Source organism: Stenotrophomonas sp. TWI587 (genome assembly GCF_039674145.1).
Classification (GTDB): domain Bacteria; phylum Pseudomonadota; class Gammaproteobacteria; order Xanthomonadales; family Xanthomonadaceae; genus Stenotrophomonas; species Stenotrophomonas maltophilia_AY.
The window spans coordinates 254,691-270,883 of sequence record NZ_JBDJMW010000005.1; the positions used below are offsets into that span (position 1 = coordinate 254,691).

Sequence of the window (16,193 nt, forward strand, 5' to 3'; positions counted from 1 at the left end):
AGATGGAAATCACTCTCTCCAAGAGTCTGTTGATCGCAGTGGTGCTCGCACCGCTGTTCGGCAGCATCATCGCCGGCCTGTTCGGTCGTCAGGTCGGTCGCGCTGGCGCGCAGGCGGTCACCATCCTCGGCGTGGCGGTCAGCTGCGTGCTGTCCAGCTACGTGCTGTACATGCTGCTGTGGGGCGGTGCCCAGCCGTTCAACCAGAACATCTACACGTTCTTCGAAGTGGGCCAGTACTCGGCGCACGTCGGCTTCATGGTCGACAAGCTCACCGCGATGATGATGGTCGTGGTGACCTTCGTGTCCTTCCTGGTGCACGTGTACACCATCGGCTACATGCAGGATGACCCGGGCTACCAGCGGTTCTTCAGCTACATCTCGCTGTTCACCTTCTCGATGCTCACCCTGGTGATGAGCAACAACTTCCTGCAGCTGTTCTTCGGCTGGGAAGCGGTGGGCCTGGTGTCGTACCTGCTGATCGGCTTCTGGTTCAAGCGCCCGACCGCCATCTTCGCCAACATGAAGGCCTTCCTGGTCAACCGTGTCGGTGACTTCGGCTTCATCCTCGGCATCGCCGGCGTGCTGTGGGTGTTCGGCACCCTGGATTACGCCACCGTGTTCGCCAATGCCCAGGTGCTGGGCCACCCGGATGCGCTGATCCAGATCTGGTCGGGCACGATCAACCTGTTCGGCACCTCCATCCCGGTGATGAGCGAGCCGGTGATCTGGTCGGTCGCGACCGTCATCTGCATCTGCCTGTTCATCGGTGCAATGGGCAAGTCGGCCCAGGTGCCGCTGCATGTCTGGCTGCCGGACTCGATGGAAGGCCCGACCCCGATCTCGGCCCTGATCCACGCCGCGACGATGGTCACCGCGGGCATCTTCATGGTCACCCGCATGTCGCCGCTGTTCGAGCTGTCGCAGACCGCGCTGAACTTCGTGCTGTTCATCGGTGCCACCACCGCGTTCTTCACCGGCCTGATCGGCATCGTGCAGAACGACATCAAGCGCGTCGTCGCGTACTCCACGCTGTCCCAGCTGGGTTACATGACTGTCGCCCTGGGTGTGTCGGCGTACTCGGCCGCCGTGTTCCACCTGATGACCCACGCCTTCTTCAAGGCGCTGCTGTTCCTCGGCGCGGGCTCGGTGATCATCGCCATGCACCACGAGCAGGACATGCGCAAGATGGGCGGCCTGCGCAAGTACATGCCGATCACCTTCATCACCATGTGGATCGGTACGCTGGCCCTGGTCGGTACCCCGTTCTTCTCCGGCTTCTATTCCAAGGACACCATCATCGAGGCCGCGCAGCACCACGCGCACGTGTCCTCGAGCTGGGTGGCGACCTACGGGTACTGGGCGGTGCTCGGTGGCGTGGTCGTCACCAGCTTCTACAGCTTCCGCCTGCTGTTCCTGACCTTCCATGGCAAGGAGCGCTTCCGCGATGCGCATGACGATCACGGCCATGGCCATGACGGTCACCACGCCGCCGACGCGCATGCAGCCGATGCCCACCATGGCGACGCGCATCATGACGATCATGGCCACGGCCATGGCGCCCATGAGCCGCACGAAACCCCGTGGGTGGTGACGCTGCCGCTGATCCTGCTGGCGATCCCCTCGATGGTTATCGGTTTCTTCAGCATCGGTCCGATGCTGTACGGCACCGACTGGGCCGGCCACCATGCCGAGACCGCCATCCCGGGCCAGGTGCATTCGTTCTTCACCGGCATCGTTGATTTCTACGACCCCGCGCGCAACACCATCGGTGCGCTGGCCGAAGAGTTCCACGGCCCGGTTGCCTTCGCTATCCACGGCATGATGGCCCCGGCCTTCATCCTGACGGTGGTCGGCTTCCTGCTGGCGGCGCTGTTCTACCTGTGGAAGCCGGAACTGGCCGGCAAGGCCCGCAAGACCTTCGCGCCGATCGTGTCGGTGCTGGAGAACAAGTACGGCTTCGACAAGCTCTGGATCGGCGGTTTCGCCGGCGGCGGTATCAAGCTCGGCAAGGTTTCGCGCGCGATCGACACGAATGTGGTCGATGGTGTGGTGGTCAACGGTTCGGCGCGCCTGATCGATCTGGCGGCCAACCTGCTGCGTCGCACCCAATCCGGTTTCCTCTATCACTACGCCTTCGCGATGATCATCGGCCTGATTGCCCTCCTGGGCGTCCTGATGCATTACCTGCGTTGATGACCTGTACGGAATAAGAAGACGTGTCGAACTGGCCCCTACTTAGTGTTCTCATCTGGCTGCCGATCATCGGCGGTGCATTGATCCTTGCCATCCGTGATGCCCAGACCGCCCGGTGGGCGTCGCTGGGTGTGGCGGTGCTGACCTTCGTGGCCAGCCTGTCGCTGCTCAGCGGCTATGACACGGGAATCGACGCGCTGCAGTTCGTCGAGACCCGCGCCTGGATCCCCGCCTACGACATCGGCTACAACCTCGGCGTCGACGGCATCGCCATCGCGCTGATCCTGCTGACCACGCTGGTCTCGGTACTGGCCCTGATCGGTGCCTGGAGCGCGATCGACAAGCGCGTGAACCAGTACGTGGCTGCCTTCCTGATTCTGGAAGGTGTCACCGTCGGTATCTTCGCCGCGACGGACGCGATGCTGTTCTACGTGTTCTTCGAAGCGATGCTGATCCCGATGTTCCTGATCATCGGCGTCTGGGGCGGCCCGCGCCGCATCTACGCCGCGCTGAAGTTCTTCCTGTACACCTTCCTCGGCTCGGTGCTGATGCTGGTGGCCCTGATCTACCTGTACCTGAAGGGCGGCAGCTTCCAGCTGGCCGACCTGTACCAACTGCAGCTGTCGGGCAAGGAGCAGACCTGGATCTTCTTCGCCTTCCTGATCGCCTTCGCGGTCAAGGTGCCGATGTTCCCGGTCCACACCTGGCTGCCGGACGCCCACGTGGAAGCACCGACCGCCGGTTCGGTGATCCTGGCGGCGATCGCGCTGAAGATCGGTGGCTACGGCTTCCTGCGCTTCAACCTGCCGATCGTGCCGGACGCCTCGCATGAGTGGGCCTGGCTGGTGATCGCGCTGTCGCTGGTGGCGGTGATCTACGTCGGCCTGGTCGCCCTGGTGCAGGACGACATGAAGAAGCTGATCGCCTATTCGTCGATCGCGCACATGGGCTTCGTGACCCTGGGTACGTTCATCGCCATGTGGCTGGTGCGTGACGCCGGCAACCCGGATGCGGCCCGCCTGGGCCTGCAGGGTGCGATGGTGCAGATGGTCTCGCACGGTTTCGTGTCCGGCGCGATGTTCTCCTGCGTCGGCGTGCTCTACGACCGTATGCACAGCCGCCGCATCGCCGATTACGGCGGCGTGGTCAACGTCATGCCCTGGTTCGCCACCTTTGCCATGCTGTTCTTCATGGCCAATGCCGGCCTGCCGGGTACCAGCGGTTTCGTCGGTGAATTCATGATCATCATGGCCAGCTTCCAGCGCAATCCGTGGCTGGCACTCGGCGCGGCGAGCACCCTGGTGATCACCGCGGCGTATACGCTGTGGCTGTACAAGCGCGTGTTCTTCGGTGAAGTGGCCAACGCCCATGTCGCCGAACTGAAGGACATCAACGGTCGCGAGTGGCTGGTGTTGGGTGTATTCGCCGTGGGCACCCTTGCCCTGGGCCTGTACCCCAAGCCGCTGACCGACCTGATGGAGCCCTCGATCGCGAAGCTGGCGATGCAGATCGCATCCAGCAAGCTGCTGTAATCGGGCCGTCGAGAGTATTGATTCCAGGATTTGATGATGACCACCTCGCCGCTGTTGCCACTGACCGCCGCTGACCTCCCGCCGCTCGCTCCCGAGCTGGTGCTGGTCGGCAGTGCGTTCGCCCTGTTGATGCTTGATCTTTTCATCAGTGAGAAGAACAAGATCTGGACCCACCTGTTCTCGGTCGCCGCGCTGGCGGTCGTGTTCTTCATGCTCGCCACCGGAGTGGGCGGGCAGGGCGAGGTCTTCCACGGCATGTTCGTCCGCGACACCGCGGCCGACGTGATGAAGACCGTGATCGTGCTGTGCAGCGGCCTGACCCTGATCTACGGCTGGAGCTACCTGCGCGAGCGCAAGCTCTATCAGGGTGAGATTCCGGTGCTGATCCTGTTCGCCACCGCGGGCATGATGATCCTGGTCTCGGCCGGCAGCCTGCTGATGGTCTACCTGGGCCTGGAACTGCTGGCGCTGTGCTCCTACGCGCTGGTCGCCAGCAACCGTGAAAACGGTCTGGCCTCGGAAGCGGCGATGAAGTACATCGTGCTGGGTTCGCTGGCCTCGGGTCTGCTGCTGTACGGCATGTCGCTGATCTACGGCGCCACCGGTTCGCTGCACCTGGACGCCATCAATGCGGCCATTCCGCATACCGAAGAGAAGATGCTGCTGCTGACCGGCGCGGTGTTCATGATCGCCGGCGTGGCCTTCAAGCTGGGCGCGGCCCCGTTCCACATGTGGCTGCCCGATGTGTACCAGGGTGCTCCGGCACCGGTCGCGCTGTTCATCAGCTCGGCCCCGAAGCTCGCCGCGTTCGGCATGGCCTACCGCCTGCTGGAAATGGGCGTGGGTCCGCTGGCCGACGAGTGGAAGTACCTGATCGGTGGCCTGGCCGCACTGTCGCTGGTGATCGGCAACCTGATGGCCATCGCGCAGACCAACCTCAAGCGCATGCTGGCCTTCTCGACCGTTTCGCACATCGGCTTCCTGCTGATGGGCATGGCCGGTGGTGGCGAGCGCGGTTACTCGGCGGCGCTGTTCTACGCCCTGAGCTACGCGATCATGTCCACGGCCGCCTTCGGTGCGATCATCGCCTTGTCGCGCAATGGCTTTGAAGCCGAGAAGATCGAGGACTTCAAGGGCCTCAACGCCCGCAACCCGTGGATGGCCGGCCTGGTGCTGTGCATCATGGCTTCGCTGGCAGGCATCCCGCCGTTCCTGGGCTTCTGGACCAAGCTGGCCGTGCTCGGTGCCGCGATCCAGGGTGACATGCTGTGGCTGGCCATGGTCGGCGTGATCTGCGCCGTGATCGGCTGCTTCTACTACCTGCGCGTCATCAAGGTCATGTACTTCGATGAGCCGGTGGGCGAGCCGCTGCCGGCCAACAACGACCGCGTGCTGGGTGTGGTGCTGGGCGTGAACGCCCTGGCGCTGCTGGCCCTGGGCGTGGCATGGAACCCGATCATGGTGTGGTGCCAGCAGGCATTTGCACATATTTCGTAAAAAACGATACAAACGTGCGCAACTCGTGTAATATTCATCTCCTGAGTTGTTGATGCAGCGGTTTCGCCAGAACATCGTTGCTAGGAAGTCCTTAAGGTCTTCCGCACTCATCCGCTTCTGCTGCGGGGTGGAGCAGTCTGGCAGCTCGTCGGGCTCATAACCCGAAGGTCGCAGGTTCAAATCCTGCCCCCGCTACCATATAGCTCCGGTGTAAACCGGAGGCAGTGGACGAATCAAGCGATACCGGAAACGGTGTCGCTTTTTTCGTTCCAGGGCTTGGATCGCATTGCCTGTTTGGCTTTGGCTTTGGCTTTGGCTTTGGCTTTGGCTTTGGCTTTGGCTTTGGCTTTGGCTTTGGCTTATGGGCTTTTGCACAGCCAATGTTTCAAAGGGGTTGCACGGGAACTTAAACTCCCTTACAATTCCGCTTCTGCTGCGGGGTGGAGCAGTCTGGCAGCTCGTCGGGCTCATAACCCGAAGGTCGCAGGTTCAAATCCTGCCCCCGCTACCACAGAAAATCTGCAGTGCAGATGCAGTAGACGAAAAGGCGATCTCGGCAACGAGGTCGCTTTTTTCGTTGTGGCATCGACATCGTCGGCGCGACGGTGGATGCGTGGCAGAGCGCGGGCGGCGGCTCCTGTTGCGGTTGCGATTGCGATTGCAGTTGCAGTTGCGCCAACGATGATTGAAGTGCACCCAAGATTAGTGACGAGTAGTCGTTTGGAATGTTGCTCTGCTTTTGCTTGTGACCTCAATGACTGACCAGCCATTTCCGTAGGCAGCGGTGTGGGCAGGTTGGCGGGACCATTGGGGCGACATGGATGTCGCCCATGAGCCCCCATGGACGGGTTCACGGCGCGTCCCGCGGACCTGCCCGCACCGCTGCCCACGACGAAGGCCGAAACAGCGGCTTTTGCCGTTCAGCTTTCCAAATGGTGAGGCGCCAAGCCACCCCAACCATTGCACCAGCGCGGTGCAACGGCTATCATCAGTGGCTTAGCGGACTGTCTACTCATATCCCCTCAACGGATATGAACAGGCCCCGCGACCGGCTTCCAGGAACGGCAACCTGTACCCAGGCCGCCGTGACCCCCCGGAACGCTGGGCTCGCAGACGTGCACCACGTGCGCATCTGCACCGGAATCCAGCATGACCGGAGTTGTACCGGACAGGGGCCCAACGGGCCCTTTGTTGTTTCCGGAAGGTGGTCCAAGCCGTGGACCAGACCGTATTTCTTTTCAACGAATCAAGGCCGACTGTGAGCGACAAGGCAACCGAAATCGCGAATCTGCTCGCCCCCACCGTTCAGTCGCTGGGTCTCGAGCTGCTGGGCGTGGAATATCTGACCGCCCCGGGTGGTGCCACGCTGCGCCTGTACATCGACGTGCCGCTGGCCGAACAGCCCGAGCGCATCGTCAACATCGACGACTGCGAACGCGTCAGCCGCGAAGTGTCCGCCCAGCTGGACGTCGAAGACCCGATCACGGCGAACTACACGCTGGAAGTGTCTTCGCCGGGCGTGGACCGCCCGCTGTTCACCGGCGACCAGTTCGAGCGCGCCGTCGGCGAATCCGCCAAGGTGACGCTGAAGCTGCCGCAGGACGGCCGTCGTCGTCTGCAGGGCGAAATCCTCGCCGTGGATATCGAACAAGGCACGGTCACCTTCAAGGTGGACAATGCCCCGTTTACCGCCGACATCGAGAACATCGACAAGGCGCGCATCATGCCGGACTGGGCCGCCCTCGGCCTGGCTCCGACCAAACCGACTGGCCCGGCACCCAAACAGGGTGGCAAGGCGAACAAGAAACCATCCAACGAGCCGGCGGCCAAAAAGCCGCGCGCGGAGTGAGCCAATGAGCAAGGAACTTTTGCTGGTAGTGGATGCGGTCGCCAACGAAAAAGGCGTTCCGCGCGAAGTCATCTTCGATGCCATCGAGGCAGCGTTGGCTTCGGCTGCCAAAAAGCGTTACCCGGAAGAAGAAGTGCTGGCCCGTGTGTCGATCGACCACAAGGACGGCAACTACGAAACCTTCCGCCGCTGGGAAGTGGTGGCCGATGACGTGGTCATGGAGTCTCCGGACCGCCAGATCCGTCTGATGGACGCCATCGATGAAGCCGACGGCGTGGAAGTCGGCGATTTCATCGAAGAGCAGATCGAAAACCCGGACTTCGGCCGTATCGCCGCACAGGCCGCCAAGCAGGTGATCGTCCAGCGCGTGCGCGAGGCCGAGCGTCAGCAGGTGGTCGATGCGTGGAAGGATCGCGTTGGCGAACTGGTCACCGGTGTGGTCAAGCGCGCCGAGCGCGGCAACATCTATGTGGACCTGGGCGGCAACGCCGAGGCCTTCATCCCGAAGGACAAGGGCATTCCGCGCGACGTACTGCGCGCTGGCGACCGCGTGCGCGGTTACCTGGCCGAAGTCCGTTCGGAACCGCGTGGCCCGCAGCTGTTCATCAGCCGCGCCGCCCCGGAATTCATGATCGAACTGTTCAAGCTCGAAGTGCCGGAAGTCGGCCAGGGCCTGGTCGAGATCAAGGCCTGTGCCCGTGATCCGGGCGACCGCGCCAAGATCGCCGTGTTGGCCCACGATTCGCGTACCGATCCGATCGGTGCCTGCATCGGCATGCGCGGTTCGCGCGTGCAGGCCGTGTCCAACGAGCTCAATGGCGAGCGCGTGGATATCGTGCTGTGGAACGAGAACCCCGCCAACTTCGTCATCAATGCGATGGCGCCGGCGGAAGTGCAGTCGATCATCGTCGATGAAGAAAAGCACTCGATGGACCTGGCCGTGGCGGAAGAGCGCCTGGCGCAGGCGATCGGCAAGGGCGGCCAGAACGTGCGCCTCGCCAGCCGCCTGACCGGTTGGCAGCTCAATGTGATGACCCAGGACCAGGTGACCGCCAAGTCCGAGGCAGAGCAGGGCGTTGCCCGCCAGCTGTTCATGGACAAGTTGGAAGTGGATGAAGAAATCGCCGCCATCCTGGTGACCGAAGGCTTCAACACCGTGGAAGAAATCGCCTACGTCCCGGTCGGCGAACTGCTGGCCGTGGAAGGCTTCGACGAAGACATCGTCGAAGAGCTGCGTGCCCGTGCCCGCGATGCGCTGCTCAACGAAGCGCTGGCGGTGGAAGAAGGTCTGGAGGACGGCTCGCCGTCGGAAGACCTGCTCGCCCTGGAAGGCATGGACGAGGCAACCGCCTACGCCCTGGCCGGTCATGGCGTGCGTACCAGTGAGGACCTGTCGGACCTGGCCGCCGACGAGATCCTCGAGTTCGGCATCGAGGACATGGACCAGGAGCGCGCCGCCGCCCTGATCCTTGCCGCCCGAGCCGAGGAGATCGCCCGCCTGGAGCGCGGCGAATGAGCCAGCGATGAACAGTGCCCTGACCCGCTCAGGGCTTAGACTCCGCGCTGCCTTCGCACGTTTCGAGGGAGCGCCAACCAGATCATAGGATCCGAATGTCGCAGCAAACCACCATCCGCAAGCTTGCCGAACTGGTCAACACCCCGGTCGATAAACTGCTCGTACAACTTGCCGAAGCCGGCATGAAGTTCAGCGGTCCCGACCAGGTCGTGACCAGTACCGAGAAGGTGAAGCTCCTGGGCTTCCTTCGTCGCTCGCACGGCAAGACCGAGCAGCCTGTCGAGAGCACCGACGAAGCCGCCAAGAAGATCACCCTGAACCGTCGCAAGTTGCAGGAAGTGACCGTCAGCGCCGGCCGCAGCAAGACCACCGTCAACGTGGAAGTGCGCCAGAAGCGTACCTACATGAAGGACGCCAGCGGCAAGCCGATGACCGCGGATGAGGAGCGCGCCGACATCCTGCGCAAGCTGGAGGAATCCCGCCAGCGCAATCTGGACGAGCAGCGCGCACTGGCCGAGAAGGACCGTGCGCGCGACGAAGAAATCGCCCGCAAGCGTCAGGAAGAGATCGACGCCAAGGAGCGTGCCGAAGCCGAGCGCAAGGCGGCTGAAGCCGCTGCAGAAGCGGCCAAGAACGCACCGCCGGCCCCGACCCCGGCTGCGGCCAAGCCGGCTGCTGCCGATGCACCGGCCCGCAACGCGCGCCCGGCTGCACCGTCGGCTGCCCGTCCGGCACCGCGTTCGGACGATCGCAACTCGAACAACAACAACAACCGTCCGGGCGCCAAGCGCGACGACGATGGTGGCAACCGCTTCGCCGGTCAGCTGCATCTGTCGGCCGCCGATCGTGCCCGCCGTGGCAACAACAGCAACTCGCGTGGTCGTCCGACCGGGCGCGTGCAGCACGGCAGCCGCCGTGACAGCAACCAGTCGCGCAGCGGCGGTGGTGCCCATGGTTTCGAACGTCCGGTCGCTCCGATCGTGCGTGACGTCACCATCGGCGACACCATCACCGTCGCCGATCTGGCCCAGAAGCTGGCCGTCAAGGGCGGCGATGTGGTCAAGGCGCTGTTCAAGATGGGCGTCATGGCGACCATCACCCAGACCATCGACCACGACACCGCCGCGCTGGTGACCGAAGAACTCGGCCACAACGTGATCCGTGCCAACACCAACGACGCCGAAGACGCGCTGCTGGCGCTGGCCGGTGGCAACCAGGGCGAGCCGGTGGCACGTCCGCCGGTGGTCACCATCATGGGCCACGTCGATCACGGCAAGACCTCGCTGCTGGATTACATCCGCCGCACCAAGGTCGCCACGGGCGAAGCCGGTGGCATCACCCAGCACATCGGTGCATACCACGTTGAAACGCCGAAGGGCGTGATCAGCTTCCTGGATACCCCGGGCCACGCGGCGTTTACGTCCATGCGTGCCCGCGGTGCCAAGCTGACCGACATCGTGGTGCTGGTGGTGGCTGCCGATGACGGCGTCATGCCGCAGACCAAGGAAGCCATCCAGCACGCCCGTTCGGCGGGTGTGCCGCTGATCGTGGCGATCAACAAGATCGACAAGTCCGGCGCCGATCCGATGCGCGTCAAGAACGAGCTGCTCACCGAGCAGGTCGTCTCCGAAGATTTCGGTGGTGACGTGCAGATGGTCGAGATCTCGGCCAAGGCCGGTCTGGGCATCGACGACCTGCTGGACGCGATCTCGATCCAGGCCGAACTGCTGGAACTGAAGGCCGTGGCCGACGGTCGCGCCACCGGCGTGGTCATCGAGTCCTCGCTGGACAAGGGCCGTGGCCCGATCGCCACCGTGCTGGTGCAGCAGGGTTCGCTGAAGAAGGGCGATTACCTGGTCTGCGGTATCCAGTACGGCCGCGTGCGCGCCCTGTTCGACGAAACCGGCGCACAGCCCGACCAGGCTGGCCCGTCGATTCCGGTGCAGGTGCTGGGTCTGTCCGGCGTGCCGGATGCCGGTGATGACTTCGTCGTGGTTGAAGACGAGCGTCTGGCCAAGGACGTCGCGCAGCAGCGCGAAACCAAGCGCCGTGAATCGCGCCTGGTGCAGTCGGCCGGCAGCCGCATGGAAGACATCATGGCGACCCTGGGCAAGGGCGATGGCCAGCAGGTGCTGAACCTGGTGATCAAGGCCGACGTGCAGGGTTCGGTGCAGGCGCTGAGCCAGGCACTGGTGGCGCTGTCCAACGACGACATCCGCATCAACGTGATCCACTCCGGCGTGGGCGGCATCACCGAGTCGGACGCCAACTCGGCGGTTGCCTCCAAGGCCACCGTGATCGGCTTCAACGTGCGTGCCGACGCCTCCGCGCGTCGCATCATCGAGTCCAACGGTGTGGACCTGCGTTACTTCTCGATCATCTATGACGTGATCGATCAGGTGAAGCAGGTGGCCTCCGGTCTGCTCGGCGTGGAAATCCGCGAAGAGATCATCGGTATCGCACAGGTCCGCGATGTGTTCCGCAGCTCGAAGTTCGGTGCGGTCGCAGGCTGCATGATCATCGAAGGTACGGTGAAGCGCAGCAAGCCGATCCGCGTCCTGCGCGACAGCGTCGTGGTCTTCGAAGGCGAGCTGGAATCGCTGCGTCGCTTCAAGGAAAACGTCGAGGAAGTCCGCAACGGTACCGAATGCGGTATCGGCGTGAAGGCGTACAACGACGTCAAGCCGGGTGACCAGATCGAGTGCTTCGAGCGTATCGAAGTGCCGCGCACCCTGTAATGTTCCAGGCCGGGCCGCTTGATGCGGTCCGGCTTTTTCGCTTACGCATGACCCTTCAAGACGAGTCCGCCTACCGTGCCAAAGACCTTCCATCGAACCGACCGTGTTTCCGCCCAGATCCGCCGCGAACTGGGGACGCTCGTGCACAACGCCGTGCGTGTACACGGCCTGCCTTCGGTGAGCGTCTCCGACGTGGAAATCACCCGTGACATGGCGCATGCCAAGATTTTCGTCACCGCGCTGATGCCCGAACGTTCGGTGGAGGCCATGAAAGGCCTGAAGGAATTGGCCTGGGAACTGCGGATGGAGCTGGCGCGTGCGATGAAGCTGCGCCACGTGCCCGAGCTGCACTTCCACTACGATGATTCGGTGGATCGCGGCGAGCGCATCGACAACATCCTGCGCGATCTGCCCGATACGCTGGCGGCAGAGAAAAGCCGGCAGGGCGATGACGACGGTGAAGATGACGAAGGCGAAGACGCCGACGAAGGCGAAAAGAAAGCCTGATGGACCAACAGCCCGAAAGGGCTGTTGTCTTATGGGGTGGGGCCTGTCGCAGTGCGACCGCTCCGCCGGAGGCCGGATTGACCGGCAGCGCCACACGGCGCCGTTTTTGAATCGAATGCATGGCACCCCGAATTTCATTCCGCCGCCTGGATGGCATCCTGCTGCTCGACAAGCCGACCGGCATGAGCTCCAACGCAGCCCTGCAGGTGGCCCGCCGCCTGTACCGCGCCGAGAAGGGTGGCCATACCGGCAGCCTGGATCCGCTGGCCACCGGTCTGCTGCCACTGTGCTTCGGTGAAGCGACCAAGATCGCGGGCCTGCTGCTCGGCTCGGCCAAGGCGTATGACGCCGAGGTGGTGCTGGGCCAGACCACCGATACCGATGACTCCGATGGCACCGTGCTGCGCGAGCGGCCGGTCCCGGCGATCAGTGCGGGCGAACTGGAGGCTGCACTGGCACCGCTGCGCGGTCGCATCCGCCAGCGCGCACCCATCTACTCTGCGCTCAAGCAGGGCGGCGAGCCGCTGTACCTGAAGGCGCGCCGTGGCGAGTCGATCGAAGCGCCGGAGCGCGATGTGGAGGTCCACGCCCTGGAGGTGCTGGCGCAGCAACCGACCCGGCTGTCGCTGCGGGTGACCTGCGGTTCAGGCACCTACATCCGCAGCCTGGCCCGCGATCTGGGCGAGACCCTGGGCTGTGGCGCCCACATCGCCGGCCTGCGCCGGCTGTGGGTGGACCCCTTCCGTGAGGCGCCGATGGTCACCCTCGACACCCTGCGGGCTTTGGCCGAGCAGGGCGATGAGGCCGGCATGGAGGCCCTGTTGCTGCCGCTGGACGCGGGTCTGGCCCATTACCCCCGGGTGACGCTGGACGACGAGCAGACCCCTCGCTTCCGCGTGGGGCAGCGCATCCGCGACGCAGGCTGGCCGCAGGGTGGGGTGGTGGTCTTCGGCCCCGGGGAGGCGATCCAGGGCTTGGGCCAGGTCGACGAGACCGGTCTGCTGGCCCCGCAGCGCCTGTTCAACCTCTGACCGACCCGGCCGGGCATTACACCCCGGTCCTTGTTCCGGAGGGCCGCTGACGTTACAATTCCGCGGCCTTTTCAGGCTTCCCGCGTTCTGCGGGTTCATCCTTTCGTTCACGGCGAGTCGCGCGGTACGTCAATGGGACGTTTCTGCGGGCCACGCATCCAAGAGAAAACAGATATGTCGATCGACACCCAGAAGGTCATTGAAGACAACAAGCGCAGCGCCGCTGACACCGGCTCCCCGGAAGTCCAGGTCGCTCTGCTGACCGCCCGCATCGAGCTGCTGACCGGCCACTTCAAGACCCACAAGAAGGATCACCACAGCCGTCGTGGTCTGCTGCAGATGGTCAACCGTCGCCGCAGCCTGCTCGACTACCTGAAGAAGAAAGACGCTCCGCGTTACAAGGCCCTGATCGAAAAGCTCGGCCTGCGTCGCTAAGCACGAACCCCCACCGCGGCGCAGGAATGCGCCGCGGTTTTGTTTTGGCAGTACCGCATCAAACGTATGGGCCGGACAACCGGTCACCCGTCGGCGGCAAGGGTCGCCCGCGGTCCATTGAAGAAAGCATCATCCAAGGAAACCCCCGTGGCAAAAATCACCAAAACCTTCCAGTACGGCAAGCACACCGTCACGCTTGAAACCGGCGAAATCGCCCGTCAGGCCGGCGGTGCCGTCATCGTCAAGTTCGACGACACCGTGCTGCTGGTCTCCGCCGTTGCCGCCAAGAGCGCGCGTGAGGGCCAGGACTTCTTCCCCCTGACCTGCGACTATCAGGAGAAGTTCTACGCAGGTGGCCGTATCCCGGGTGGCTTCTTCAAGCGCGAAGGCCGCGCGACCGAAAAAGAGACGCTGATTTCGCGCCTGATCGATCGCCCGATCCGTCCGCTGTTCCCGGAAGACTACAAGAACGAAGTTCAGATCATCGCCACGGTGATGTCGCTGAACCCGGACATCGATGGCGACATCGCTGCCCTGATCGGCGCCTCGGCTGCGCTGTCGCTGGCCGGCACCCCGTTCAAGGGTCCGATCGCCGCCGCCAAGGTGGGTTACAAGAACGGTGAGTACATCCTCAACCCGACCGTGACCGAACTGAAGGATTCGGAGCTGGAACTGGTTGTCGCCGGTACCGCCAACGCCGTGCTGATGGTGGAATCCGAAGCCGCGCTGCTGTCCGAAGACGTGATGCTGGGCGCTGTGACCTTCGGTCACCGCGAAATGCAGAAGGTCATCAACGCGATCAACGAGCTGACCGTGGAAGCCGGCACCAAGCCGTCGACCTGGGAAGCCCCGGCCAAGAACACCGCCCTGATCAGCGCCCTGCAGGAAGCCATCGGCCCGCGTCTGGGCGAAGCCTTCCAGGTGCGCGACAAGCTGCAGCGCCGTGACGCCATCTCGGCGATCAAGAAGGACGTGACCGAGTCGCTGGCTGGCCGTGTGGCCGCTGACGGCTGGAATCCGGCCGAGCTGTCGAAGGAATTCGGCGAGCTGGAATACAGCACCATGCGCAACTCGGTGCTGGACACCAAGGTCCGCATCGACGGCCGTGCGCTGGACACCGTCCGCCCGATCTCGGTGAAGACCGGCATCCTGCCGCGTACCCACGGCTCCTCGCTGTTCACCCGCGGTGAAACGCAGGCCATCGTGACCATCACCCTGGGCACCGCCCGTGATGGCCAGGTCATCGATGCCGTCGCTGGTGAGTACAAGGAAAACTTCCTCTTCCATTACAACTTCCCCCCCTACTCGGTGGGTGAGACCGGCCGCATGATGGGCCCGAAGCGTCGCGAAATCGGCCACGGCCGCCTCGCCAAGCGCGGCGTGCTGGCAGTGATGCCGTCGCTGGAAGCCTTCCCGTACACCATCCGCGTGGTCTCGGAAATCACCGAATCCAACGGCTCCTCGTCGATGGCCTCGGTCTGCGGTTCCTCGCTGGCCCTGATGGACGCCGGCGTGCCGGTCAAGTCGCCGGTCGCCGGTATCGCCATGGGTCTGGTCAAGGAAGGCGAGCGCTTCGTCGTCCTGTCCGACATCCTGGGTGACGAAGATCACCTGGGCGACATGGACTTCAAGGTCGCTGGTACCGCTGAGGGCATCTCCGCCCTGCAGATGGACATCAAGATCGAAGGCATCACCGAAGAGATCATGAAGCAGGCACTGCAGCAGGCCAAGGCTGGCCGTCTGCACATCCTGGGTGAAATGGCCCACGGCCTGACCGCCCCGCGCGAAGAGCTGTCGGACTACGCGCCGCGCCTGCTGACCATCAAGATCCACCCGGACAAGATCCGCGAAGTGATCGGCAAGGGTGGTTCCACCATCCAGGCCATCACCAAGGAAACCGGCACCCAGATCGACATCCAGGATGACGGCACCATCGTCATCGCCTCGGTCAATGCCATCGCTGCCCAGGCTGCCAAGGCCCGCATCGAGCAGATCACCTCGGACGTCGAGCCGGGCCGCATCTACGAAGGCAAGGTCGCCAAGATCATGGACTTCGGTGCGTTCGTCACGATCCTGCCGGGCAAGGACGGTCTGGTCCACGTGTCGCAGATCTCCAGCGACCGCGTCGAGAAGGTCGGCGACGTGCTGAAGGAAGGCGATGTGGTCAAGGTCAAGGTCCTGGAAGTCGACAAGCAGGGCCGTATCCGCCTGTCGATGAAGGCCGTCGAAGAAGGCGAGGGCGCCCCCGCCGCCGAGTAATCGGCCAACGCCGATCTCGCGGTAGGTGAGGGCCGTTGGTCCTCACGCCTACGCAGACAGGAAAAAGCGGGCTTCGGCCCGCTTTTTTTGTGCGCGCGTTTCAGGCGCTCGGCGCTGTAGTGCCACGCCAGGCATGGCTGCCGCTGGCGTATCCCGCGCTACGCCAGGTAGCGCGATACCTCGATCAGATTCCGGTCCAGATCGCGGAAGTAGACAGACAGGATCGGTCCGGTCGCACCAGTCCGCTGCACGGGTCCTTCTTCGACAGTCACGCCCTGCGCCTGCAGATGCGCCAGGATCTCGTCCATCGTCGCGTAGGTGATCAGGCACAGGTCCGCCGAGCCGGGTGTGGGCCGCTCGGCCTTGGGCTCGAACTCGCGCCCGTGTGCATGCAGGTTGATCTTCTGCAGCCCGAAGCGCAGCGCCTTGCGGCCTTCGCCGAAGGTCTCCACCTCCATGCCCAGCACGCGCTGATAGAACGCACAGGTCGCGGCGACATCCGCCACGGTCAGGACCAGGTGGTCCAATCGGTCGATATGCAGGTCGGTCATCGGTGTCACGCAGCAGGCAGGGAGAGCGGTTGAACTGTACGGCCGGGCGCGCAAGCCGCAGGTGAACATCTGGCGCTGTGGGC

General features: G+C 63.8%; 12 protein-coding genes and 2 tRNA genes. 13 read left to right on the plus strand and 1 reads right to left on the minus strand.

Annotated elements, in window-relative coordinates:
* Positions 1-2: 2 nt before the first annotated feature.
* The 13 genes from nuoL to pnp all read left to right on the plus strand — a co-directional run bounded on the left by nuoL (position 3) and on the right by pnp (position 15,559).
* Complete coding sequence (gene nuoL / locus ABE464_RS10500) at positions 3-2,195, plus strand: NADH-quinone oxidoreductase subunit L (RefSeq protein ID WP_346471889.1); 2,193 nt, start codon at positions 3-5, stop codon at positions 2,193-2,195.
* Positions 2,196-2,218: 23 nt separating this feature from the next.
* Positions 2,219-3,727 carry an NADH-quinone oxidoreductase subunit M gene (locus ABE464_RS10505; RefSeq protein ID WP_179458355.1) on the plus strand — a complete coding sequence of 503 codons (1,509 nt, stop codon included), beginning with the start codon at positions 2,219-2,221 and terminating at the stop codon, positions 3,725-3,727.
* Positions 3,728-3,763: 36 nt separating this feature from the next.
* The gene (gene nuoN / locus ABE464_RS10510; protein WP_259261441.1) at positions 3,764-5,224 is read left to right on the plus strand and encodes an NADH-quinone oxidoreductase subunit NuoN; all 1,461 of its coding nucleotides are present in this window, start codon (positions 3,764-3,766) and stop codon (positions 5,222-5,224) included.
* A gap of 121 nt (positions 5,225-5,345) precedes the next feature.
* A tRNA-Met gene (locus ABE464_RS10515) sits at positions 5,346-5,422 on the plus strand.
* 26 nt (positions 5,423-5,448) lie between these two features.
* Positions 5,449-5,634: a hypothetical protein gene (locus ABE464_RS10520; RefSeq protein WP_346471890.1), complete on the plus strand. Its 186-nt coding sequence runs from the start codon at positions 5,449-5,451 to the stop codon at positions 5,632-5,634.
* Positions 5,635-5,658: 24 nt separating this feature from the next.
* Positions 5,659-5,735: transfer RNA gene (locus ABE464_RS10525), tRNA-Met, on the plus strand.
* Positions 5,736-6,482: 747 nt separating this feature from the next.
* On the plus strand, positions 6,483-7,073 hold the full coding sequence (rimP, locus tag ABE464_RS10530) for a ribosome maturation factor RimP (RefSeq protein WP_346471891.1): 591 nt from the start codon (positions 6,483-6,485) through the stop codon (positions 7,071-7,073).
* A 4-nt stretch (positions 7,074-7,077) separates the two neighbouring features.
* Positions 7,078-8,589, plus strand: coding sequence for a transcription termination factor NusA (gene nusA, locus ABE464_RS10535; protein WP_019182690.1), 1,512 nt, complete (start codon positions 7,078-7,080; stop codon positions 8,587-8,589).
* A 95-nt stretch (positions 8,590-8,684) separates the two neighbouring features.
* Entirely contained in the window at positions 8,685-11,327 is a 2,643-nt protein-coding gene (gene infB, locus ABE464_RS10540; RefSeq protein WP_123730642.1) for a translation initiation factor IF-2, read from the plus strand.
* A 75-nt stretch (positions 11,328-11,402) separates the two neighbouring features.
* Positions 11,403-11,834 carry a 30S ribosome-binding factor RbfA gene (gene rbfA / locus ABE464_RS10545; protein WP_346471892.1) on the plus strand — a complete coding sequence of 144 codons (432 nt, stop codon included), beginning with the start codon at positions 11,403-11,405 and terminating at the stop codon, positions 11,832-11,834.
* Between the two features lie 119 nt (positions 11,835-11,953).
* The gene (truB, locus tag ABE464_RS10550; RefSeq protein WP_346471893.1) at positions 11,954-12,865 is read left to right on the plus strand and encodes a tRNA pseudouridine(55) synthase TruB; all 912 of its coding nucleotides are present in this window, start codon (positions 11,954-11,956) and stop codon (positions 12,863-12,865) included.
* Between the two features lie 174 nt (positions 12,866-13,039).
* Complete coding sequence (gene rpsO, locus ABE464_RS10555) at positions 13,040-13,300, plus strand: 30S ribosomal protein S15 (protein WP_038687260.1); 261 nt, start codon at positions 13,040-13,042, stop codon at positions 13,298-13,300.
* A 147-nt stretch (positions 13,301-13,447) separates the two neighbouring features.
* Entirely contained in the window at positions 13,448-15,559 is a 2,112-nt protein-coding gene (pnp, locus tag ABE464_RS10560; protein WP_346471894.1) for a polyribonucleotide nucleotidyltransferase, read from the plus strand.
* A gap of 158 nt (positions 15,560-15,717) precedes the next feature.
* Here pnp and ABE464_RS10565 read toward each other — a convergent pair whose 3' ends face one another.
* Positions 15,718-16,101 carry a VOC family protein gene (locus ABE464_RS10565; RefSeq protein ID WP_184997311.1) on the minus strand — a complete coding sequence of 128 codons (384 nt, stop codon included), beginning with the start codon at positions 16,099-16,101 and terminating at the stop codon, positions 15,718-15,720.
* Between the last annotated feature and the right edge of the window lie 92 nt (positions 16,102-16,193).